The sequence below is a fragment of the Streptococcus phocae genome (genome assembly GCF_001302265.1).
Taxonomy (GTDB): Bacteria; Bacillota; Bacilli; order Lactobacillales; family Streptococcaceae; genus Streptococcus; species Streptococcus phocae.
Map to the genome: position 1 here is coordinate 147,757 of NZ_LHQM01000003.1, position 22,349 is coordinate 170,105.

Annotated in this window: 22 protein-coding genes and 1 riboswitch; of the genes, 5 read left to right on the top strand and 17 right to left on the bottom strand. The window is 37.9% G+C overall.

Annotated elements, in window-relative coordinates; genetic code table 11:
• Positions 1-109: 109 nt before the first annotated feature.
• The 8 genes from AKK44_RS01015 to pcrA all read right to left on the bottom strand — a co-directional run bounded on the left by AKK44_RS01015 (position 110) and on the right by pcrA (position 5,881).
• Positions 110-751, bottom strand: a complete 642-nt coding sequence (locus AKK44_RS01015) for a TrkA C-terminal domain-containing protein (protein ID WP_037594922.1) — start codon at positions 749-751, stop codon at positions 110-112.
• 165 nt (positions 752-916) lie between these two features.
• Positions 917-1,393, bottom strand: a complete 477-nt coding sequence (locus tag AKK44_RS01020; protein ID WP_037594920.1) for an Asp23/Gls24 family envelope stress response protein — start codon at positions 1,391-1,393, stop codon at positions 917-919.
• 10 nt (positions 1,394-1,403) lie between these two features.
• Positions 1,404-1,601, bottom strand: coding sequence for a CsbD family protein (locus AKK44_RS01025; RefSeq protein WP_037594918.1), 198 nt, complete (start codon positions 1,599-1,601; stop codon positions 1,404-1,406).
• Positions 1,602-1,638: 37 nt separating this feature from the next.
• Positions 1,639-2,178: an Asp23/Gls24 family envelope stress response protein gene (locus AKK44_RS01030; protein WP_037594916.1), complete on the bottom strand. Its 540-nt coding sequence runs from the start codon at positions 2,176-2,178 to the stop codon at positions 1,639-1,641.
• 11 nt (positions 2,179-2,189) lie between these two features.
• A complete protein-coding gene (locus AKK44_RS01035; RefSeq protein WP_037594914.1) occupies positions 2,190-2,378 on the bottom strand; it encodes a DUF2273 domain-containing protein in 189 nt (62 codons plus the stop codon).
• Positions 2,379-2,387: 9 nt separating this feature from the next.
• Positions 2,388-2,969, bottom strand: coding sequence for an alkaline shock response membrane anchor protein AmaP (gene amaP, locus AKK44_RS01040; RefSeq protein WP_054278133.1), 582 nt, complete (start codon positions 2,967-2,969; stop codon positions 2,388-2,390).
• 46 nt (positions 2,970-3,015) lie between these two features.
• Entirely contained in the window at positions 3,016-3,261 is a 246-nt protein-coding gene (locus tag AKK44_RS01045; protein ID WP_037594912.1) for a GlsB/YeaQ/YmgE family stress response membrane protein, read from the bottom strand.
• A gap of 349 nt (positions 3,262-3,610) precedes the next feature.
• Positions 3,611-5,881, bottom strand: a complete 2,271-nt coding sequence (gene pcrA / locus AKK44_RS01055) for a DNA helicase PcrA (RefSeq protein ID WP_054278135.1) — start codon at positions 5,879-5,881, stop codon at positions 3,611-3,613.
• Positions 5,882-6,162: 281 nt separating this feature from the next.
• Positions 6,163-6,249: riboswitch (glycine riboswitch) on the top strand.
• Positions 6,250-6,366: 117 nt separating this feature from the next.
• Here pcrA and AKK44_RS01060 point away from each other — a divergent pair.
• Together AKK44_RS01060 and AKK44_RS01065 are read left to right on the top strand one after the other, a co-directional pair.
• On the top strand, positions 6,367-7,692 hold the full coding sequence (locus tag AKK44_RS01060) for an alanine/glycine:cation symporter family protein (RefSeq protein ID WP_054278136.1): 1,326 nt from the start codon (positions 6,367-6,369) through the stop codon (positions 7,690-7,692).
• A 101-nt stretch (positions 7,693-7,793) separates the two neighbouring features.
• A complete protein-coding gene (locus AKK44_RS01065) occupies positions 7,794-9,032 on the top strand; it encodes a cation diffusion facilitator family transporter (RefSeq protein WP_054278137.1) in 1,239 nt (412 codons plus the stop codon).
• A gap of 42 nt (positions 9,033-9,074) precedes the next feature.
• On the opposite strand, the gene AKK44_RS01070 is transcribed toward AKK44_RS01065, so the two are convergent.
• The 9 genes from AKK44_RS01070 to AKK44_RS01110 form a co-directional block, all read right to left on the bottom strand.
• Complete coding sequence (locus AKK44_RS01070; protein ID WP_054278138.1) at positions 9,075-9,902, bottom strand: amino acid ABC transporter substrate-binding protein; 828 nt, start codon at positions 9,900-9,902, stop codon at positions 9,075-9,077.
• A gap of 21 nt (positions 9,903-9,923) precedes the next feature.
• Positions 9,924-10,553: an amino acid ABC transporter ATP-binding protein gene (locus AKK44_RS01075; RefSeq protein ID WP_054278139.1), complete on the bottom strand. Its 630-nt coding sequence runs from the start codon at positions 10,551-10,553 to the stop codon at positions 9,924-9,926.
• Positions 10,554-10,562: 9 nt separating this feature from the next.
• Positions 10,563-11,204 carry an amino acid ABC transporter permease gene (locus AKK44_RS01080; RefSeq protein ID WP_054278140.1) on the bottom strand — a complete coding sequence of 214 codons (642 nt, stop codon included), beginning with the start codon at positions 11,202-11,204 and terminating at the stop codon, positions 10,563-10,565.
• 107 nt (positions 11,205-11,311) lie between these two features.
• Positions 11,312-11,647: a zinc ribbon domain-containing protein YjdM gene (locus AKK44_RS01085; protein ID WP_037596540.1), complete on the bottom strand. Its 336-nt coding sequence runs from the start codon at positions 11,645-11,647 to the stop codon at positions 11,312-11,314.
• 148 nt (positions 11,648-11,795) lie between these two features.
• On the bottom strand, positions 11,796-13,610 hold the full coding sequence (gene glmS / locus AKK44_RS01090) for a glutamine--fructose-6-phosphate transaminase (isomerizing) (RefSeq protein WP_054278141.1): 1,815 nt from the start codon (positions 13,608-13,610) through the stop codon (positions 11,796-11,798).
• 172 nt (positions 13,611-13,782) lie between these two features.
• Entirely contained in the window at positions 13,783-14,340 is a 558-nt protein-coding gene (lepB, locus tag AKK44_RS01095) for a signal peptidase I (protein WP_054278142.1), read from the bottom strand.
• Between the two features lie 126 nt (positions 14,341-14,466).
• Entirely contained in the window at positions 14,467-15,969 is a 1,503-nt protein-coding gene (gene pyk / locus AKK44_RS01100; RefSeq protein ID WP_054278143.1) for a pyruvate kinase, read from the bottom strand.
• A gap of 62 nt (positions 15,970-16,031) precedes the next feature.
• The gene (gene pfkA, locus AKK44_RS01105; protein ID WP_037596554.1) at positions 16,032-17,045 is read right to left on the bottom strand and encodes a 6-phosphofructokinase; all 1,014 of its coding nucleotides are present in this window, start codon (positions 17,043-17,045) and stop codon (positions 16,032-16,034) included.
• A gap of 78 nt (positions 17,046-17,123) precedes the next feature.
• Positions 17,124-20,234, bottom strand: coding sequence for a DNA polymerase III subunit alpha (locus AKK44_RS01110; RefSeq protein ID WP_054278144.1), 3,111 nt, complete (start codon positions 20,232-20,234; stop codon positions 17,124-17,126).
• 192 nt (positions 20,235-20,426) lie between these two features.
• Here AKK44_RS01110 and AKK44_RS01115 point away from each other — a divergent pair, with 192 nt between their 5' ends.
• Genes AKK44_RS01115 through AKK44_RS01125 form a run of 3 tightly spaced genes read left to right on the top strand, consistent with a single transcriptional unit; the run spans position 20,427 to position 22,285 of the window.
• A complete protein-coding gene (locus AKK44_RS01115; RefSeq protein ID WP_054278145.1) occupies positions 20,427-20,801 on the top strand; it encodes a GntR family transcriptional regulator in 375 nt (124 codons plus the stop codon).
• Positions 20,798-21,496 carry an ABC transporter ATP-binding protein gene (locus AKK44_RS01120; protein WP_054278146.1) on the top strand — a complete coding sequence of 233 codons (699 nt, stop codon included), beginning with the start codon at positions 20,798-20,800 and terminating at the stop codon, positions 21,494-21,496. The genes AKK44_RS01115 and AKK44_RS01120 overlap by 4 nt, the downstream gene beginning before the upstream one ends.
• Before the next feature lie 9 nt (positions 21,497-21,505).
• Entirely contained in the window at positions 21,506-22,285 is a 780-nt protein-coding gene (locus tag AKK44_RS01125) for a hypothetical protein (protein WP_054278147.1), read from the top strand.
• Positions 22,286-22,349 lie beyond the last annotated feature (64 nt).

Genomic DNA, 22,349 nt, shown 5'->3' on the forward strand with positions numbered 1-22,349 from the left:
TATTACAATATAGTATTAAGATACTATCACAAAAAAACTGCTTTTTCAAGAAAAAAACCAGCTAGATTTTGTCAGCTGATTTTTTTTATAAATTTAAGAAAACCTATTTTTATAGGCCTTGCCTTAGGTTGAAAAAGGTTTTCATCCTAGAGATAACTGAATCATCCCCAACAAAGTAAATATGGTCACCCTTTTCAATAACAGAGTATGGTCCAGGCGATACTGTAAATTTACCGTCGTGTTCAATGGCGACAATCGTCGCACCTGTTTGATGCCAGATGTTCAAAGCACCAATAGACTTGCCGAAATGTTCCGAATCCTGGCTACAAATAATTTCATAAGGCGCCAAAGGATATTGTTTGCTGATAGATTGGCTTTGCATCAAGAAGTCATTAACCAAAACAGCTAAATCTTCCATAGCTGCCTGTTGCTCACGGATGTTATCGCGGATGTTTTCCTTGATAACAGCGATTGAGTGAGTAGACTCATACTGATTGATGAAATCAATCGCTTTTTCCTTTGATAGAACAATGGCCCCACTGCCGTGCTTTAATGTCAAAATTTTTAAATCAGCCAGAATATTCAATCCTTTTCGTGCTGTTTCAGGTGATACATTAAAGGTGGATGCAATAGTCGTTCGAGATTTTAGCTTATCACCAACCTCATATTCACCATTTGCAATCCTTTCAGCCACTGAAATGGCGATTTTTTGATATTTCGAGTTCGTAATTTCCCTCTTATTACCAGTCATTTATATCACTCCTTACTTAAGACTATAACATTCCTATTAAATCACATTTTCCTAGAGATTACAATACAGGAATCATTCTCTAAATGCTGACAAAAAGAGCCGGTAATACACCAGCTCATTGGTCTAATCAGCACCGATTAGAGTTGTCTTTAATTATTGCGTTGATTAAGCATTGCTTGTTGCGTCAGAGACTGTCTCTTTTAGCTTTCCAGCTTGTTCTGATACAAATTGTGAGGTTGAAGAGGCTGCACTAGTCACCTTATCTTGCACAGTCACACTAGCCGCTTCGTGCTCTTCCTTGGTTCTAATATCAACAACATTGATATTTACTTCAACAACCTTTAAATGTGTCATTGTGTCAACGTTTTGTGACACGATGGCTTTGATTGATTCAGCGATCGCCGGAATATCTTTACCATATTCAACAATAATTGCCAAGTCAACAGCAACTTCTTTGGAGCCAACTTCGACAGACACACCATCTGTAACAGAATCAGAGTTTACTAAATTATTTTTAATATTTGAGAAAAATCCTCCTGTTACTGCCAGTAATCCACCTACATTTTCAAGTGCGTGGCCAACAATTTTTTCAATGACTTTATCATCATATGTAAGGGTACTTTTAATGTTATTTGTGTCCATGTTGTCTCCTTTATTTATCCTTGTCTAAACCTTTTGCTAGACCTTTGAGCGAGTCTTTGGCATCAGCAGCGACTTCTTTAACTTTACCAACCACTTTATCCACTTTTCCTTCTGTTTCAAGTGATTTGTCGCCAGTAACTTTACCAACACCTTCTTTAAGCGTCCCACCAGCTTGTTCTAGTTTTGAATTTACTTTTTCTTCTGACATAATCATACTCTCCCTAACTTTAATATTCTCTTATTAGTTACTTAACACGTGGCTCAGCTTGTTGGTCTTGGATTTTCTCAACGCCAGCACCAACTGATGACTTCACGTTATCTACTTGCTGACTTGTAAAATCAGATGTTGATTTGGCAACTTCTGTCATCTTGTCTTGTAGGCTAACTTTTTCAGCTTCAAATTGTTGTCTTGTTTTGATATCAACCACTTTAACATTGACTTCGATAACGTCTAAGTCTGTCATTTTTTTCACTTCTTCTTCGACAACCGCTTTAATCGCATCATAGATAGTAGGAACGTGTTTTTGGTACTCTGCAACAATGTCTAAGTCAATCGCAACTTGTTTTTTACCAACTTCTACATTAACGCCATCGCGAACAGAATCCGTGTTAACAAGTTTGTCTTTTAAGTTTGAGAAGAAGCCTCCGCTAACACCAAGCAAGCCATCAACGCTTTCTAATGCCAAGCCAACAATTTTTTCAATTACTTTATCTTCGTAGGTTAACTCTCCACGGATAACAGGTGCTAGTTCTGGTTTTGTGTTTTTGATATAAGTTTCAGTCATTGTAATCTCCTTTATCTGCGTTTAGTGAATTGATCAATAAGTCCTGTTTTTTTGGCATACAGGCCACCATAAGCTCCAAGTAGGACAAAAATAACAGCTAATAAGGTTTTAAATAACCCAAAAGTCATTAAAATAATAGCAAATACTAATCCTACAACCCCACCAATAATAGGGTATTTAAATTTTTCATAAAATGTCATAGTCATCTCCTATTCTACACGTTGTTTGGCTGCGCGTTTGTATTCAGCATCTGTGATGTCTTTGACAAAAACCTTAAAATGAACCGGTTTATCAATTCCAAAGAATTCAGACAAGCCTTTTTCGATGCCTTTTTTAAGGCCGCTAACTTGATCTTCTACACCGACACGTGACGCTAGACGCCCTGTAACATCAATATGAAAGCGATGCTTATAAAGTTTGGCTGTAACGTTTGGATTTGTCATTAAGCCAGCAGATTGAACAGCTGTTGCAACGTATGATTCGATAGCAGATTTTTTCAAAAGTAAACTTCCGTTACCCTTGTCCAGTTTTATTTCTGTGTATAGACGTGGGTAAAACATGATTACTAAAATCACGGCTAAGGTTATCACGAAAAGAATAATCGCTCCCCAGAAATAATAATGGTACACAATCGGATCCAACAGGCTAGGAACGTTAGCAATATCCCACTCTAGCCAGTTATAGGCAGCAGGCAAGCTAACATATGGCGCCGTAATTCCTATTACCCATCCTAGGATGGATAATAGCACTATCCCAATAAAACTATAGGTCATTTTTAAAAACTTTGACATACCGTCCCCCTTTTTTACTTCCCTAGTAGTTCTTTACAAAAGTTGATTATTTCATTTTGCTAAGAACAAAAGAAGTGATGAGAACGACAATAACCGCTCCAATAATTGATGGAATCAATGCCATACCGGCCAATGAAATTCCAAATGATCCAAATAGTGAGTGACCAACATATGATCCAACTAAACCAGCTGCAATGTTTGCAATCCAGCCCATAGAGCCACCTTTTTTAGTCAATGCTCCAGCAATCATACCGATCAATGCTCCAACAATCAATGTCCAAATAAGTCCCATAATAGTTCTCCTCTTTCTATTTCGATACGTTTGTATCTTTTTTATTTTTGAAAAATGAATTTTTTCATTTTTCATACTTACCAGAAATAATCACTTTAAAAGTGACTACCCAAAACAAACAAAGAGCTGTCATGTTCAGCGATAAGTTTCAAAATTTATTTGAAAACCTATATAAATCCTTTAAAACAAGTGTTTTAAAAGTGACCACTCATTTTTTATTTTATAATGTTATTATACAACATTATTTTTTTTTTGCAAGAATTTTGCTCGTTTATCTTTTCTTTTTTGCTATTCATCTTTTAAGACAGCAAAAAACCACTTGCTAAGATACTAGCAAGTGGGTAAATTTCTATTTTTTAACAATCGGTGCAACGCTGGCTAGCAATTTCTTAAGACCAACTTCTGGAAACTTAATTTTTAACTCCATTGTCTTACCAGTTCCTGTGACTTCTAAAACAATGCCATCACCCCATTTTTTATGTTGGGCGATGTCACCAATCTCCCAGTGGGTGTCTGCGTTGTCCTTGGCTAAGGTAAATGCAGATACGGGTTGAGCGATCTGTACAGAGGACTTGCGAGACTGAATGGCTTGGGATAAGCTCATCCCTTTTCCAAATTTGGTCTGATTGTCCGAAGACACTCGAACCCCAAAAGATGAGTGGGCAGGTCTTGCTAATCCTTGATAGTTTAAGAGTTCTTCTGAAATTTCTCTTAAAAATCGGGTTGGGCGATTATAGTTACTTTTACCAAACAAGGTCCGTGTATTGGCATTTGTCAGGAATAACTGTTCTTCTGCCCTAGTGATTCCAACATATGCAAGACGTCTTTCTTCTTCCAAATCATCAGGATCTTCAGATGCTCTTGATAATGGAAAAACACCTTCTTCCATACCAATGAGGAAAACAACCGGAAACTCTAGTCCCTTTGCTGCATGGAGGGTCATCAAAGTGACTTCTGCAACATTCGAGCTGCCATCATCAGTATCAGCAATCAAGGCAAGATCATTTAAAAACCTTCCTAATCTATCAATGCCTTGCTCACCATCTGATTGATCGTTTGGCTGTTCATCAAAGTTCTTAGTAACTGATAGAAACTCTTCGATATTTTCGATTCTTGCTTGGCTCTCTAAGGTATTTTGAATGCGTAAAGCTTCTAAATATCCAGATTTTTCAAGTAACCGCTGTGCCAAATCAGTGATGGTTAACTGGTCTAGGTCTTGACGTATCGTCGTTAGAAAATCCGCTAAATCTGTAATAGCTTGAGCTGCTTTTCCTTTTAGAGGAGATAGCAACAACTGAGTTGAAGCTTCTAAAAGTGACATGTTATTGCTATAAGCAAATTGACGTAACTTATCTAAGGTTCCTGGTCCAACACCTCGTTTAGGCTCATTCACAATACGTTCAAATGAGATGTTGTCAGATGGATTAGCAACAATGGTTAAATAAGCAATAAGGTCTCTAATTTCTTTTCGACTGTAGAACTTTGTTCCGCCCACCATAGTATAAGGAATGTTTGACTTTAGCAAAGCTTCTTCAATAGTACGAGACTGCGCATTTGTCCGGTATAATACCGCAAAATCTTTAAAGGTTCTTTCTGAGTCAAGGCACATATTGCTGATAGATGAAGCGACAAAAACTGCCTCGTCGTGCTCGTCATGAGCTCTGTAATAAGTTAGCAACTCACCTTCGGCATTTTGCGTCCATAGCTTTTTGGGACGTCTGTTGCGATTATTGGTAATCACATCATTAGCTGCCTGGAGAATTTTTTGTGTTGAGCGGTAGTTTTCTTCTAATAAAACAACCTTGGCTTGAGGATAATCTTTTTCAAAGTCCAGAATATTTTGCATATCCGCGCCACGCCAGCCATAAATTGACTGGTCCGCATCACCAACCACACAAATATTTTTAAACCGAGATGCTAGTAATTTCACCAATTGATATTGAGCATGGTTGGTATCTTGGTACTCATCAACGTGTATATATTGGTAGCGCTGTTGATAGTAGGCTAAGACATCGGGATGTTGATCAAAAAGCTTCAAGGTTTGCATAATGAGATCATCAAAATCAAGCGCCTCACTACGTCTGAGCTCTTCTTGATAAGCTTTGTAACAACGGGACACAATCTGACTGTACATATCGGCAGCCTGAGCTTCATGGGCTTTTTCATCCAACAAATCATTCTTAGCATTAGAGATGCTGCCCAGAATAGAGCGCTCATTCCATTTTTTAGGATCAAGGTTTAATGTTTTCAAAATACGCTTCATTAACGTGCGCTGCTCTCCGGGGTCTACAATGGTAAAATTCCTATTGTAACCAATATGGTCAGCTTCGCGTCGTAAAATACGGACACACATCGAATGAAACGTTGCAATGAGAGTGTCCTGAGTGGCAGGATTTAAAGCTTGCGCTCTATCTCGCATTTCTCGCGCAGCTTTATTCGTAAAAGTAATGGCTAGGATGTTCCAAGGGTTGATGCATTTCTCGTCAATGAGATAAGCAATACGGTGCGTTAGTACTCTGGTTTTACCCGATCCAGCACCTGCCATAATCAATAAAGGCCCTTCCGTTGTTTGAACGGCTTCGGCCTGCTTTGCATTCATTCCATTTAGTAAAGGATTCATTTTTACTCCTCAATATCTTACAGTAGTATCTGTTTGTCAATGTTACGATTATACCATGTTTCAATCAAAAAAGAAAAAAGCAGGATAAGCTTGAATGCTTTGAGGGATGATACTCGCTTTGCAAAAACGATTCTTTTTAAAAAAAGCATTGACATCATTTTGTTTTTAAAGTATGATAGAGCTAATTTAATAAACCGAATGATGTCATCCAGGAGAAGAAATTCATTTTCGCCGAAGGAGTTATACTCTCAGGTGTTCACTTGTGAACAGGACTGGTTGATGGACGGACTTCTGGAGAGACCTTATTAGGCGCCGAAGGGGCAAGGCAATCTGCTCAATCTCTCAGGCAAAAGGACAGAAGATAAAATAATATTTTGCACAAAAAAGCTTTTTTGTGCATGCTATTTTATCGAACCTTCAGAAGTTATCTCACAAAGATAGCTTTTTCTTTTTGACATCGTTCAGGTATTGATAAAGGAGAGAATATGATAGCTATTGCAAAAATGATTGACGATTTGGTTTGGGGACCACCTCTACTAGTTTTATTAGTCGGAACGGGAATTTACCTTACAATCAGATTAGGCCTATTGCAACTGTTACGATTACCAAAAGCGTTCAAGCTCATTTTTTCTGATGATACTGGAAATGGAGATATTTCATCGTTTGCAGCTCTAGCAACTGCCCTAGCTGCTACTGTTGGTACAGGAAACATCGTCGGGGTCGCTACTGCTATTAAATCTGGTGGTCCTGGTGCCCTTTTTTGGATGTGGGTTGCCGCTTTCTTTGGCATGGCAACTAAATACGCCGAAGGGCTCTTAGCCATCAAATACCGCACTAAGAATGCCAATGGCAATATTTCTGGCGGTCCGATGTACTACATTGTTAATGGTATGGGACAAAAATGGAAACCCCTAGCAATATTGTTTGCAGTTTCTGGAATATTGGTTGCATTGTTTGGGATTGGAACATTTGCTCAGGTTAATGCCATCACTTCTTCATTGAATCATAGTTTTGGCTTTTCACCTAAACCAATCAGTCTTCTTTTAGCGATTTTTGTTGCAACAATTATTTTTGGTGGTATCAAATCCATTTCAAAAGTGGCTGAAAGAGTGGTTCCTTTTATGGCTATCTTTTATATTTTAGCCAGCTTAATCATCATCTTAATGCATTATGAGCTCATTTGGCCTACCATTTTGTTAGTCTTTAAATCAGCCTTCACGCCCACCGCTGCCATAGGAGGGTTTACAGGTAGCTTGGTCAAGGATGCCATTCAAAAAGGGGTTGCGCGTGGTGTTTTTTCAAACGAGTCAGGATTAGGTTCTGCTCCCATCGCAGCGGCAGCCGCAAAAACAAACCAACCGGTCGAGCAAGGTTTGATATCAATGACTGGTACATTTATTGACACGCTGATTATCTGTACTCTAACTGGTCTTTCTATTTTAGTAACCAATCAATGGACCGGTAAGCTCCAAGGGGCACCTTTAACTCAGGCTGCATTTTCTTCTGTGTTTGGTGATTTTGGTCACTATGGACTGACATTCTCTTTAGTTTTATTTGCCTTTACAACAATTTTAGGCTGGAGCTATTACGGAGAGCGGTGTTTTGAGTTCTTATTTGGCATTAAGCATATCAATTACTTCCGTCTCGTTTTTATTGTCATGGTTGGTCTAGGAGGCTTTTTAAAATTAGACCTGATTTGGATCATTGCAGATATTGTTAATGGCTTGATGGCCATACCTAACCTGATTGCGCTGTTAGCTCTATCTCCTGTTGTTGTCTATGAAACCAAAAAATATTTTAAGCAAGACTGAACATTCTAACCAAACAATCTCAGGAACTTGAAAGTTCCTGAGATTTTAAATTCTCTTGATGTTTATGGTATAATAATAGAATTGACATTAAAGGAGCCCCTATGACAACAAACCCAATAGATAATCTAAGACTTGCCAAAAAAGGCCCTATTGTAAGCATCGTTGCTTACTTGGTGCTTAGCATTAGCAAATTGATAGCTGGATACCTTTTAAATGCCAACTCATTAATTGCTGATGGGTTTAACAATCTATCAGATATTGTAGGAAATGTCGCTTTATTAGTTGGTCTACATATGGCTAGTCAGCCTGCAGATGCTAATCATCGGTTTGGACACTGGAAATTTGAAGACCTGTCGAGTTTAATTACATCATTTATCATGTTTATGGTTGGCTTTCAAGTGCTTATTCAAACGGTTCAAGCCATTATTATTGGACAGCAAGCTAGCATTGACCCACTAGGAGCTTTAGTAGGGGCCATCTCAGCCTTGATTATGCTAGGGGTTTATCTCTTTAACAAAAGACTATCTAAAAAAGTTAAATCCAGCGCCCTAGTCGCAGCATCAAAAGACAACCTATCTGATGCTCTAACCTCTATCGCAACGTCAATAGCCATTATAACTGCTGCATTAAAGCTGCCAATTATTGATAAAATTGTTGCTATCATTATAGGCCTATTGATTCTTAAAACAGCTTTTGGAATCTTTATGGAAAGCGCCTTTAGCTTATCGGATGGTTTTGATAATCGCCAACTGAAAAAATATAAAAAGGCCATCTTGGAAATTCCTAAAATAACTGCTGTCAAATCACAAAGGGGACGTACCTATGGTAGTAACGTCTATTTAGATATTGTTTTAGAAATGAATCCTGATTTATCTGTTTACGAGAGCCACGCCATTACTGAGCGGGTCGAAAAACTACTGAGTGAGAAATTTGCCGTTTACGATATTGATATTCACGTTGAACCCTCTTTGTTACCCGATGATGAAATTCTTGATAATGTGGCTAAAAAACTTTATCGTAATGAGAAAATAATCCTAAGTAAGATTCCTGATTTCGAGAGACTCCTTTCCAAAGAAATCACTTGGATTGATGGTTTAGGACAAGTATCTCATTACCAAGATATCGTCACCCACCAACGCTACTACCCAAGTGATTTAAGCAATTTTAAGATTTACTCCATCAGTCAGCAAACAAAAATGGTCACTTATGATTTGAGTGGTAGCCATCACACTAGTATCTGGAGACGAAATGAGCTTTGGTATTTAGTTTTCCATCAAATCACACCTAAAGAAAACCCTTATCGCTTTAAAAAACATTATCAGATTCATCGCAAAGCGTAGAATCCTTCTAAAAAACAGGTCTCCACATGGAAACCTGTTTTTTTATTTAATGAAATCAGTAGCGACGTCTTCGCCGAACCATTTATTAGAGATCGTTTGGAAAGTCCCATTTTGATACAAGGTTGAAAAAGCTTTATTAATTTTCTTCTCAAGTATTTTATCTGATTTTCTCATTCCAACTGCAAAGTTTTCACCTTTAAATGCACCAGGAATGATACGATAATGATCTAATTGGCCTTCTTGTTTGAGATAGTAGTTAGCATAAACCCTATCAATCAGTAAAGCATCGATACGGTCGCTTTTTAAGTCAATAAAAGCTTGTGTAAAGGTCTCATATTGACGAGCATCCTTATCCTTGACGACTTCTTTCAAACGCTTAGGATGCTTTAAAAAGGCATCATAGCCAGATGAACCAGACTGTGCTCCTAATACTTTTCCTGCCATGTCTGAAACTGCCTTGACTTTCGAGGACTGTTTCACCACAATGACTTGTTCATTTTTCATGTAAGGTTTTGAAAAGGAAACCTTCTCTTGTCGTTCTTTGGTCATGGAATAACCATTCCAAATCAAATCAATTTTTCCATTATTAAGCTCTGTTTCTTTTAAATCCCAGTTGATGGGTTGAAACTTAACAGCAATATCGTATTGTTTAAAAACAGCCTTAGCCAAATCAATGTCAAAACCAGTATTTTTACCCGACTCATTTTTGTATCCCATTGGCACAAAAGTATTATCAAATCCCACTATAATGGTTTTTGATTTTTGATATTGTTCCCACTGATCTGACTGATTTGCTTTGTTGTTAGCGCTGCAAGCCACCAAAAAGATACTAGCTAGCAATAACAAAATAGGCATCTGTAATTTTTTCATAATATGTAAACACCTCAATTCCTATTTTGGATTAATTTTGATGATGCGATCAGAGATGGTTTCTGCAAACTGCAAGTCATGGGTCACAATAATCTGTGTGATTCCCATACCTCTATTTTGCAAAATCAACTTTTCAACTTCTTGTCGCAATTCTGGGTCCAAGGCACTTGTTGGCTCATCATAACCAATAATTTGAGGATCTATCATCATCGCCCTCGCCAGAGCGACCCTTTGTTTTTGACCGCCCGACAATGAAAACGGATAGGCTTGGCTATGTTCTTTTAACCCCAAGCGCTCCAATAATTCCAATGCTTTTTGATTGGCAGCCGTTTTTGACATGCCCATGGTAATAGTGGGAGATAGCGTCAGATTATCAAGAACAGTCAAATGTGGAAACAATTGGAAATCTTGAAAGACAAAACCAAGTAAATTTCGATTTTCCAAATGATCAATCGGAACAGACTCACCATGGTAAATGATATCACCAGAATCAATAGCTTCTAAGCCTGCTAACATTCTGAGCAAGGTGGTTTTTCCACCACCAGACGGCCCAACTAAAGATAAAATCTCACCATCTTCAACAGTGAGGTTAAAGCGATCAAAGATTTGTTTTTGACCAAATTGTTTTGAGATATTTTTAAGTTCTAACATATGGTCTCCTTACCTGTAGTAATTAAATCTTTTTTCAACTCGTTTCGATAAAATCGTAACAACACCAATTAGCAACAGGTAAATAGCACCTGCAACAAACATTGGAGCTAGACTAGCGTCTCTGTTGGCAGCTGTTTTACTAGCCAATAGCAAATCACCCACACCTAAAACATAGACCAAGGAAGAATCCTTAACCAAATTAATCACTTCGTTAAAGACGCTTGGCAATACCACCTTGAATACTTGAGGCAGAATCACGTGACGAATGGTTTGCAAAGAGGTTAATTTGAGAACTTTTGAAGCTTCGTACTGACCGCTAGGGATTGCTTCAATACCTCCACGGAAAATTTCTGCAAAATAAGCAGCATAATTTAAGCTAAATGCTAAGATAGCTGCTGGCATGCGATCAAAAGTAATGCCTACACTAGGCAATACGTAATAAAAAAAGATTAATTGTAATAGTAATGGTGTCCCTCGCATGATCCAAACGTAAAGTGTCAAAAACCACTGCAACGGTTTAAAATTCACTTTCATTAAAAAGGCCAGCGTAGCACCTAATGGAATGGACAATGCAATCACAATAAAAAACACTTGTAATGTGACTAAGGCACCATCTAATAAACTGGGTAAAACTTGCAGAATATATGTCATGTCGTCTCCTAGATATAAATCGTTCCTATATTATATCAAATTTTCTGCTATTTTGGGAGTTATTTCTTTTATAAAAATACAACCAGATAACTGGTTGCGTATGATTATCATATTTTTTTGACAAATTCTGATTTCAATTTCATAGCTCCAAAGCCATCAATTTTACAATCGATGTTATGATCGCCTTCAACCAGACGGATATTTTTTACCCGAGTTCCTTGTTTGAGGTCTTTTGGTGCCCCTTTAACTTTTAAATCCTTGATTACTGTGATGGTGTCACCATCTGACAACTTGACACCATTGCTATCAAGAACAACTAGTCCTTCTTCTTCAGTGGCTTCTTGTCCTGGTGTCCATTCAAAAGCACACATTGGACAAACTAGCAACAATCCATCCTCATAAACATATTCTGAATTGCATTGCAAACAATTTGGTAATGACATTGTATTCTCCTAAACATTGTTAATGGTAATATTTTACTTTAGAATCAGCGGTTTGACAAGATGAACACGCTACCAACTGCTTACAAGTGCTTTTCAACACCCGCAAGTATGGTGGAGAGCGTGTTATTACCTTGTCTACAAAAGTGAACTACTCAACGGTTACCGCTTTTGCTAAATTACGCGGTTTGTCAACATCTAGCCCACGTTGCAATGACGCGTAATAAGCAATCAACTGAGTCGGAATCACCATGGCAATTGGTGCTAAGAACGAATGGACTTTATTGACAATGATATCATCATTATCACGCTCTAAACCTTCTTCGACAATGGTTAACACTTTAGCACCACGTGCAGCCACTTCTTGAATGTTTCCGCGCGTGTGTGATGCGACGAAGCCATGAGAAGAAATCAAAGCAATTACAGGTGTCCCATCTTCAATAAGGGAAATGGTTCCATGTTTTAACTCACCTGCTGCAAAGCCTTCACATTGAATATAAGAAATTTCTTTAAGTTTCAAGGCAGCTTCCATCGCAACATAATAATCATTGCCGCGTCCAATGTAAAAGGCGTTACGCGTAGTTGCTAATAAACTTTCTACTTTAGATGCAATGATATCTGTTTCTGACAAAGTAGCTTCTATAGATTGTGCAACGATAGACAATTCGTGGAGCAAATCAAAGTCTTGTGCCAATTTGTTTTGATTTGCCTCTCCAACTGCCTTAGCAAGAAAAGCTAGCGTTGCTATCTGAGCTGTATAGGCTTTTGTCGAAGCAACTGCGATTTCTGGTCCAGCATGTAGCAACATGGTAAAGGTCGCCTCACGAGAAAGTGTTGACCCTGGAACATTTGTTACGGTTAAGCTCGGTATTCCCATTTCATTGGCCTTAACCAAAACCTGACGGCTATCTGCTGTTTCACCTGATTGACTTAGCAAAATAATCATTGGTTTTTTGCTAAGAAGGGGCATGTGGTAGCCCCACTCAGAGGCAACTCCTAGCTCAACTGGCGTATCTGTTAATTTTTCAAGCATCGATTTTGACGCAAAACCAGCATTGTAAGATGTTCCCGCAGCTAAAATATAAATACGGTCTGATTCTTGAACAGCCTTGATAATCGCTGGATCAACAGTTAATTCTCCTTGACCATTTGAATAAGTCGAAATTAAACGACGCATAACGGTAGGTTGCTCGTCAATCTCTTTAAGCATGTAAAATGGATAAGTGCCTTTTCCGATATCAGATAAATCTAATTCAGCTGTATAAGAGCTACGTTCAATGACTTGCCCTTCATAGTCAGTTATTGTCACAGAATCCTTGGTTAAAACCACTAGCTCTTTATCATGAATCTCCATAAATTCACTAGTCTCACGAATCATAGCCATGGCATCTGAACACACCATATGATATCCTTCGCCTAAACCAACTAATAACGGTGATTTATTTTTAGCGACATAGATTGTCTCAGGATTTTCTGTATCCATAAGGGCAAATGCGTAAGATCCTTCAATAATAGAAAGAGCTTTTTTAAATGCATCCAAAACAGAAAGCTTATCATCATCCACAAATTTTCCAATTAAATGTACTGCAATTTCTGTATCTGTTTGTCCTTTAAAGTTGTGGTCAGCGAGATAATCCTGTTGCATCTGTAGATAATTTTCAATCACACCATTATGGACCAATACAAAACGGCCACTAGCAGAAGTATGAGGATGAGCGTTGTCTTCTGTTGCTTGACCATGGGTGGCCCAGCGCGTGTGTCCAATACCTGCTGTCCCTTCAATATCAATACCAAGCTTAGCATGCAAATCAGCGATACGACCAACAGATTTGATTAAACTTGATTTTTTTCCATTAGATACGAAAATCCCGGCTGAATCATAACCTCGATATTCTAGTTTTTCAAGTCCTTGCATCAAGATATCCGTTGCATTACGATTTCCAACAACTCCAACAATTCCACACATATAACTTATTCCCTTAGTAGGTTTCCCTACTACTTTCTTTCAATATTAATAATTGGTATAGTTCAATTCATTCTTTAAAAACACTATGTTTACAGTATATAGGTTTGTCAAATACTTGTCAATTATATTATTGGTATAGTCAGATTGACAAGTAAAAAGAGTAGCCCTAAGACTACTCTACCTCAACAAAACCAAACTCTTTTAAAGGAAGCACCCTAAAGGTGACGGTTCCTTTGATTTGAGACGCATCAATCAGTCCAAAACGACGGCTATCGTTCATGTTGGTACGATTATCATTTAGTAAAAGATACTTTCGTTGTGGAATTTTATCATATTTCCCAGAAGAAATCGTAGAGATTGTGAAATCTTCTGTGTAGAGAGTACCTAGAGGCGCATGTGACAAGTGCTTCTTTTTCATTGCTTCAATGTAAGATTGTGATTCAACCATATCGTTCAAATAAAAAATATCATCCATATAAGTCACACTGTCTCCTGCTGCTGCAACCACTCGGCTGACATAATTTTTTTTATTGACAGTATAAACAACAAAATCTTTGTATTTAGGCTCAACATTTTTTTTGATAGTAATGAGATCACCCGTTTTTAGGTAGCTATTAGCTGTTGCTGGTTTTATTCGAAAAGTTGAAAAAACAAATGTTCTAAGAAGCACAGCACCAACTATCACAATCAGTAACAATAATATATTTCTTATAAAATCTCGCTTTACCATATTAACTCCTAGTCTATTGTTATATTATATCATGATATGACTAATAAAAAAAGCAAGCACCCTTATCATCAGAAAATTGGGAAATCAAAAGAGAGAAACCTTCGTTTCTCTCCCTTAACTTTTATATTATTTGACAGTACGCACACGCATAGTGTTTGTGCCACCTTTACCAACTGGAACACCTGCAACAATAACAATGTTGTCGCCAGATTGTACCAAACCGTTTTCAAGTGCTACACGTTCTGCAACTTCAAACATGTCATCTGTTGATGATGGTTTGCCTGCAAGTACTGGAATAACTCCCCAATACATCATCAAAGCGCGTTGTACTTTTTCATCAAATGTGATAGCCAAAATATCTGCGTCTGGACGGAATTTAGAAATCGCACGTGCAGTATTACCTGTTTCAGTAATTGTAACAACAAGTTTGATGTCCATTGAGTGTGTTGCATCCTTAACAGCTGAAGCAATAACATCTGTTTTGTTCGTACGTGGGAATGTTGATGAATCTAAACGACCATACTCATTAAGGAGTGTTTGCGCATTTTTATCAATAGTAGCCATTGTACGAACAGATTCAACTGGGTACTTACCATTTGCTGATTCACCAGAAAGCATTGTAGCATCTGTTCCATCAATAACAGCATTGAAAACGTCTGAAACTTCTGAACGCGTTGCACGTGGTTTTTCAGTCATTGTTTCAAGCATGTTTGTTGCTGTGATAACTGCTTTACCTGCTGCATTCACTTTTGTGATGATCATTTTTTGGAATACAGGAACCATTTCAAATGGCACTTCAATACCCATATCTCCACGGGCAATCATGATACCGTCTGCTGCTTCGATGATTTCATCAAGGTTATCAATACCTTGTTGGTTTTCAATTTTAGCAAACAATTGAACGTGGTCATTGCCTGTTTCACGACAGATAGCACGAACTTCTTCAACGTCTTTTGCTGTACGAACAAATGAGATCGCGATAAAGTTAAGTCCTTGTTCAAGACCAAAGCGAATATCAGCATTATCACGTTCTGCAAGGGCAGGGAAAGGAATTTTCGTATTTGGAATGTTAACACCTTTTTGTTTTGCAATAGTGCCATCATTTTCAACTTCAGCGATAAATTCACGAGTTGCAATATCTTTTTCAATAACTTTCAAACCAAGTTTGCCGTCATCGATTAAGATTGTGTTACCAACTTCAACTTCATCATAAATGTCAAGTGAACCTGCAACGCTCAAAGCAATAACATCACGAGTTGATTGTGCACCTTGTACAGTAGCCACACGGATGCGTTCGCCAGTTTCGTAGCTGTATTCTTTAGCGCCGTCAGCAAACAGCTCAGTACGCATTTCAGGTCCTTTAGTATCTAAAAGGAAACCAACTTTTTGACGTGCAATTTCTTCAGCACGGCGAACAGTCGCCATACGGTCACCTTGCTCTTGATGATCTCCATGAGAGAAGTTAAAGCGAAAGACGTTTGCGCCAGCTTCGATTAATTCAGCAATTTTTTTTGCTGAACTTTCAACGTCAAGTGGCTCGCCCCAGTAACCGTCATCTCCGAATTTTTTACCGCCACGGATTTCTACCGCAGGACCAAGTGTTGCAACGATTTTTACGCGTTTATTCATTTTAATGTGAAACTCCCTTATTTCTTTGTCGATTATCGACGATTTAACATTTCTAGTCTAGCTTATTGTGACAATGAGCGGTTCAAAACAGCGAAGTCTAAACGAGCTTTGTGTGGATTGTTCACAATGATTTTTCCTTCATCAGAAAGGCTAAATAAAGCTCCTTCTTCAGCTGTTCCCAAGATTGGGCTTTCAACTAGTTCCTCGTTATGGATACCAATAGCAAGTCCGCCCTTGCCTTCTTTTAGCAACTCAACTGCATGAGCTCCCATCCAAGAAGCAATCACACGATCACGTGCTGTTGGTGAACCACCGCGAAGGATGTGACCAAGATTGGTTACGCGAAGATCACTTTGATCTCCAGCCTCTTTGATTTTTTGAGCAAACATTTCTCCACTCATAACACCTTCAGCAAGAACGATGATGTGGTGATTTTTACCCTTGTTTTCGAAGTCATGTTTAATAGTTGCAGTGACTTTATCAATATTAAATTCCTCTTCAGGAACAATAATTTGATCAGCACCACTAGCAATTCCAGCCCAAAGCGCAATATCTCCAGCGTTACGTCCCATCACTTCAACAACAAAAGTGCGTCCATGACTTGATGAAGTATCGCGTAGCTTGTCAATCGCACTAATAGCTGTATTAACAGCTGTATCAAAACCGATTGTGTAATCTGTTCCAGCGATATCATTATCAATCGTTCCTGGGATACCGATTGCTGGGAAACCATGCTCTGTCAAGCGCATAGCTCCATGGTAAGAACCGTCACCACCGATAACGACAACACCTTCGATGCCGTGTTTTTTAAGTTGTTCAATACCTGCCAATTGGCCTTCAAGTTGAGCAAACTCAGGATAGCGAGCTGAATATAGGAAAGTTCCCCCACGTGAAATTTTGTCCCCAACGTTTTTAGAACTAATTGGGAAAATATCACCATCAACCATGCCTGCATAGCCACGGTTAATGCCATAAACTTCCATTCCTTCTGAAATTGCTTTACGAACAACTGCGCGAATGGCAGCGTTCATCCCAGGAGCGTCACCGCCACTAGTTAAAACAGCAATACGTTTCATTTTTTGGTACTCCTTTAATTAATTTAACGTTCTTATTATAGCATATTACTTTGAAAATTACTTTGAAAATTGTCTTTTTTATTGAAAAACCGTTTTCAAGACATAGGGTTTTAGCTTTTCTTCTAGCTCTTTTTCCACTCTAATATAGATGTTATTAAGGACTAGTGTTTCCTTGCTTTCTTGGTAATGAATCATGACTGGAACATCACCTGGAAATTGTGTTAAGAGTTTGGAAATCACTACATCATGCTCATGGTTTTTCACTAACAACCAGTATTTTTGACTGGTAACGGCTTGTACCTGATGGCAAATCAACTGTAATCGTTCATTGCGCTCTTTTACTTTACCTGTCAGATAGTACATTTGACCAACGCTAAGATTTTCTTGATATTTGGCGTACTGCTCAGGAAATAAGGTGACATCCAACTTTTTTTGGGTATCATTAACCGTCAAAAAAGCCATCTGTTGACCAGTTGATTTTGTTCGAATGACTCGAATAGCATCTAGTTGAATTAATATCCTTGCTTCGCTATCTGCCACCAAGCTTGCAATAGAGGTAAAGGGGAGTTGGCTATGTGCTGCAACTTCTAGTAGGGGATGTTTCCCTAAGCCCACACCGATAAGCTCTTGTTCAAAATAATATTTTTCTGAATCTGTGTAATCGTCACTCTCACTCCAACTGAAAGAAGAGTCTGAAAATAAGGTGCCTAATTCATTTGTAAAAACAAGTAAAGCATCTAGGTTATCAAGGATTTTTTTCCGATTTTTTTCAAAACTATCAAACAACCCTATTTTAATTAATGGGCTAAGATAATCTGTTTTTTGATATTTTTCAGGTATTCTAGCTAGAAAATCCTCAATACTGTTAAAAGGCCTGTTTTCAATAATCCAATAAGCAAACTCTCTCGGGAAACCTTTAAGGTTTTTTAGTCCAAGGTAAATGTTGTCTTGAGTAATTTTATCCGTAAACGGGATAGTATTGATGGTTATTTGAGCGACTTTAAAATCAGATTCTAGAGCATCTGTAATGTAGTCCCCGCTCGAATAATTCATCATCACATCAAAAAAAACAGCTGGATAATGTGCCTTGAAAAAAGCTAATTGAAAGGCTAGGGCTGAGTAAGCAAAGGCATGGCTTCTATTAAAACCATAGCCTGCAAATTTTTCCATCCGGCTAAAAAGTTTCTGAGCAATTTCTTGATTTCTACCTAGTCGTTTTGCACCATCAATAAACTCTTTTTCCATTTTTTGCATGTCAACAAGGTTCTTTTTAGACATCGCTCGGCGCAGCAAATCGGCTCTGCCTAAGGTAAATCCTGAATACACTTGTGCAATTTGCATGACCTGCTCTTGATACAACATAATACCATAGGTAGGCTCTAAAATCGGAGCAATGACTGGGTCAATCAAATCAATCGATTCTTTTCCATTTCGACGTTTAATGAAATTTTCAGTGTAATCACTAGCACCTGGTCGATTTAAGCTAGTAGTCGCAACGATTTCTTCAAAACATGTCGGCTGGATACGTTTCAACAAAGCGATAGCTCCATTTTGCTCAAATTGGAAAATTCCTCTAGTATTTCCTTGCGCAAATAGCTTGATAGTTTTAGGATCTTCCAAATCAATACGAGCAATATCAACGTCAATCCCCTGCTCTTTGAGAAGTTTTTCCCGCATTTTTTGAACAAATGTCAGATTTCTAAGACCTAGAAAATCCATTTTCAAAAGGCCATTAGCTTCTACAGCACTGGCGTCATACTGCGTGATCATCATATCCTCACCAGCTTTTAGAGGAACATGATTCGTGAGGTCGTCATCACTGAGGACAATACCAGCAGCATGTATCGATGTCTGTCTGGGATTTCCCTCGATTCTTTTAGCAATGTCAAAAGCTTTTTGAAACTCAAGGCGACTAGTGATTAATTGCCTAAATGACACATTATTGTGATAAACCGAATCTAAACTATCCTTAAAACCGATTTTCTTAGTCAAGTTTGTCAATTCGTATTCAGGAACGCCAAACCGTTTGAAAACGTCTCTAATAGCCTGCTTGGGGCCAAAGGTTGAAAACGTGACAATTTGAGCTGAGTGCTCACTGCCGTAACGATTGCGCACGTAGCGAAGAAACTCTGAACGGTAGATATCAGGCAAATCGATATCAATATCTGGCATGCTATAGCGCTCAGTATTTAAAAAGCGTTCAAACAGTAAGTTTTCTTTGACAGGATCAATTCCAGTGATGTCTAAAGCATAAGCCACCAAGCTTCCTGCAGCAGAGCCTCGTCCCATGCCCATGTAGTAGCCTCTACTACGACCAAATCGCAACAAGTCCCAAACAATTAAAAAATAATCATCAAAGCCCATGGCTGAGATGGTATCTAATTCATGTGTTAATCTAGTTTGATAAGGTTCTGTCCACAGGTTTTTATCTTTTAGACCTTCTTGCGTTCGTTCTCGCAGTTCTTGATGAGCTGCTTTGGCAGGATTGAAGCGTGGTAATTTTAAATCTGTATCAAATTGGTAAGAAATGCTATCAATCAAATTAGCCAAATTAATCAAGGATTCTGGACACTTTTTTTGAAAACAATCAGTTATGTCTTGGCAAGAATCTAAACACTGATCCTTTAAAACAAGAGGCGTCTCAGACAGGCTAGTATTGTCTCTAATGGCATGCAACACTTGCAAGGTCTCAGTCTCGCTGTTTGAAAAATAGCGAACGGTTTTTAAAGGAATAAGCTTATCTTTACGATAATGATTAGAAATATCACTAGTTGCATCAATACCTATAAAGTAATCAAAAGGCAACCAATTATCGTTAATCTCTTGATTAGGTGCAAGAATGACTGCCAATCCCTCTAAGTAGTCGCTAAACGTTTCCAGGGTCAGGCGTCCCGATAATTGCTCTGTTGATAATTTCAGCAAATTTTGATAGCCTTTATTGTTTTTAGCAATAATCTTTAGCGCTACTTGGCTGTCTTGGACGCTAAGAACGAGCTCAAGACCAACTATTGGTTGAAGGCCATGTTTGTGACACCCAACAATAAAATGATAGGCTGCATAGAGGTTATCCCTATCCATCATTCCTATCGCCTTATATCCTAAAGCTTTAGCTTGCTCGAAATAATGTTCTAAATCAATAAGACTGTCCATAAAGGAATATACCGTTTTAGTATCTAATTGGGCAAACATAGTCTCCTCCTTCCTTATTATAACTATTATACTATGAAATCATTGTTGTTGCTTGCATTTTTCATTCCTTAACGATTTCCTTCGTAATTTCCAAACACAGGGGTTGACAATTTCGTTGATTAGCTGTATCATTTAATTAGTACAATAACTATTGTTGAGAATACTAATTATTTTTTTGAGAGAGGAGAATATATGTCCTGGAAATTTAACGAAAAATCTCCTATTTATGTTCAAATTGCTCAGCATGTGCTCATGCAAATTATTAGCCAAGAAATAAAAACCGGCGAACAATTGCCAACTGTCCGAGAATATGCTGAGATTGCAGGTGTTAACCCTAATACCATGCAAAGAGCCTTTGCTGAATTAGAAAATCAAGGCATTGTCTACTCGCAGCGCACTGCTGGGAGATTTGTAACGGATGATCAGACATTAATTGATAATAAAAGAAAGGATTTGGCGACTAGTGAAATAAAAACATTTATTGACAACATGATAAAAATGGGATTTACTCACTCCGAAATCATTCCTATTTTAAGTAACTTTTTAGAAGGGGCTTCAAAACCATGACACAACTCTTACAATTACACCATGTTTCAAAATCCTATGGAAAAACTTTGGCTCTTGATGACTTGACCCTGTCTATTCCCCCTGGAAAGATTGTGGGATTGCTAGGGCCAAACGGCAGTGGAAAAACAACTTTAATCAAACTCATCAATGGGCTGTTGCAACCAACTAAGGGAGAAGTCATTATTGATGGTTATCACCCTTCTGTCAATACTAAAAAAATCGTTTCGTATTTGCCAGACACCACATATTTGAACGATAACATGAAAATCAAAGATGCATTGGCATTTTTTAGTGATTTTTATGATGATTTTGACTCTGATAAAGCCAAAACATTGCTTAAAGAATTAGACCTAGATCCCAAAACACACTTCAAAGATCTATCAAAAGGTAACAAAGAAAAAGCACAGCTCATTCTTGTCATGAGCCGAAAAGCCAAACTTTATATCCTGGATGAGCCTATTGGAGGGGTGGACCCCGCTGCAAGAGAATACATCTTGAAAACCATTATTAATAATTATTGTGAAGACGCGTCTGTGATCATATCGACACACCTTATTGCTGATATTGAGTCTATTCTTGAAGAAGTTATTTTCTTAAAAAACGGCAAATTATCTCTTTCTGGTAATGCTGATGATCTGAGACAAACCTATCAACAATCCATTGATTCTCTATTTAGAGATACTTATAAGATGTAGGAGATTACCATGTTTGGAAAATTACTAAAATACGAATTCAAGTCAATTGGCAAATGGTACCTTGGCCTTAATGTAGGTGTTATTGTTTTAGCTGCCATATTATCATTCACACTCACAATCTTATCTGAAAGCCCTGACAACAATAGCCTAACAGGTGTTTTCTTCAACGAATTATTGCCACTAACACTGTCATTAGTTTTTGGTGTTTTAATATCAACTTCTTTAGTAGCAACGCTATTTATTATCATCAATCGTTTCAATAAAAATATTTTTGGCCGTGAAGGCTATTTAACGTTGACACTCCCTGTGACGTCACATCAAATTATCTTATCTAAGTTATTTTTTTCTGTTCTATGTACCTTCTTTAACATTATTATTTTAATGATTGGTATTGCCATCCTCATTCTTCCAAGAATTGATAGCGAGCATTTACACAAGGCAATGACAGCTATATTTAAAATGGAGTACCTATCAATTTATGCCCATGGTCTTGCTTATGTCGTCTTCATGACTATTTCCGGCACTTTACTCATCTACTTTGCAATCTCTATTGGTCAACTTTTTTCAAATAATAGAGGTCTCAAAGCCTTTGCTGCCTATTTTATCATCATTATCCTTCTCAATATTATCAACTTATACGTAAATACCGATATGACAGACTTTCCTGGTAATGATCTAACAAATATGACTATCTTTTTAAGATATGCAATCGTGGAACAACTAATTACGTCTGCACTATTTTACCTAGGAACCCATTTTATCATTAAAAATAAACTCAATATTCAATAATATTATGAAAAGGTAATTCTTTAAAAAAGAGCTTCTCTTGCAGTATTGAACTGCACCCCAAAAG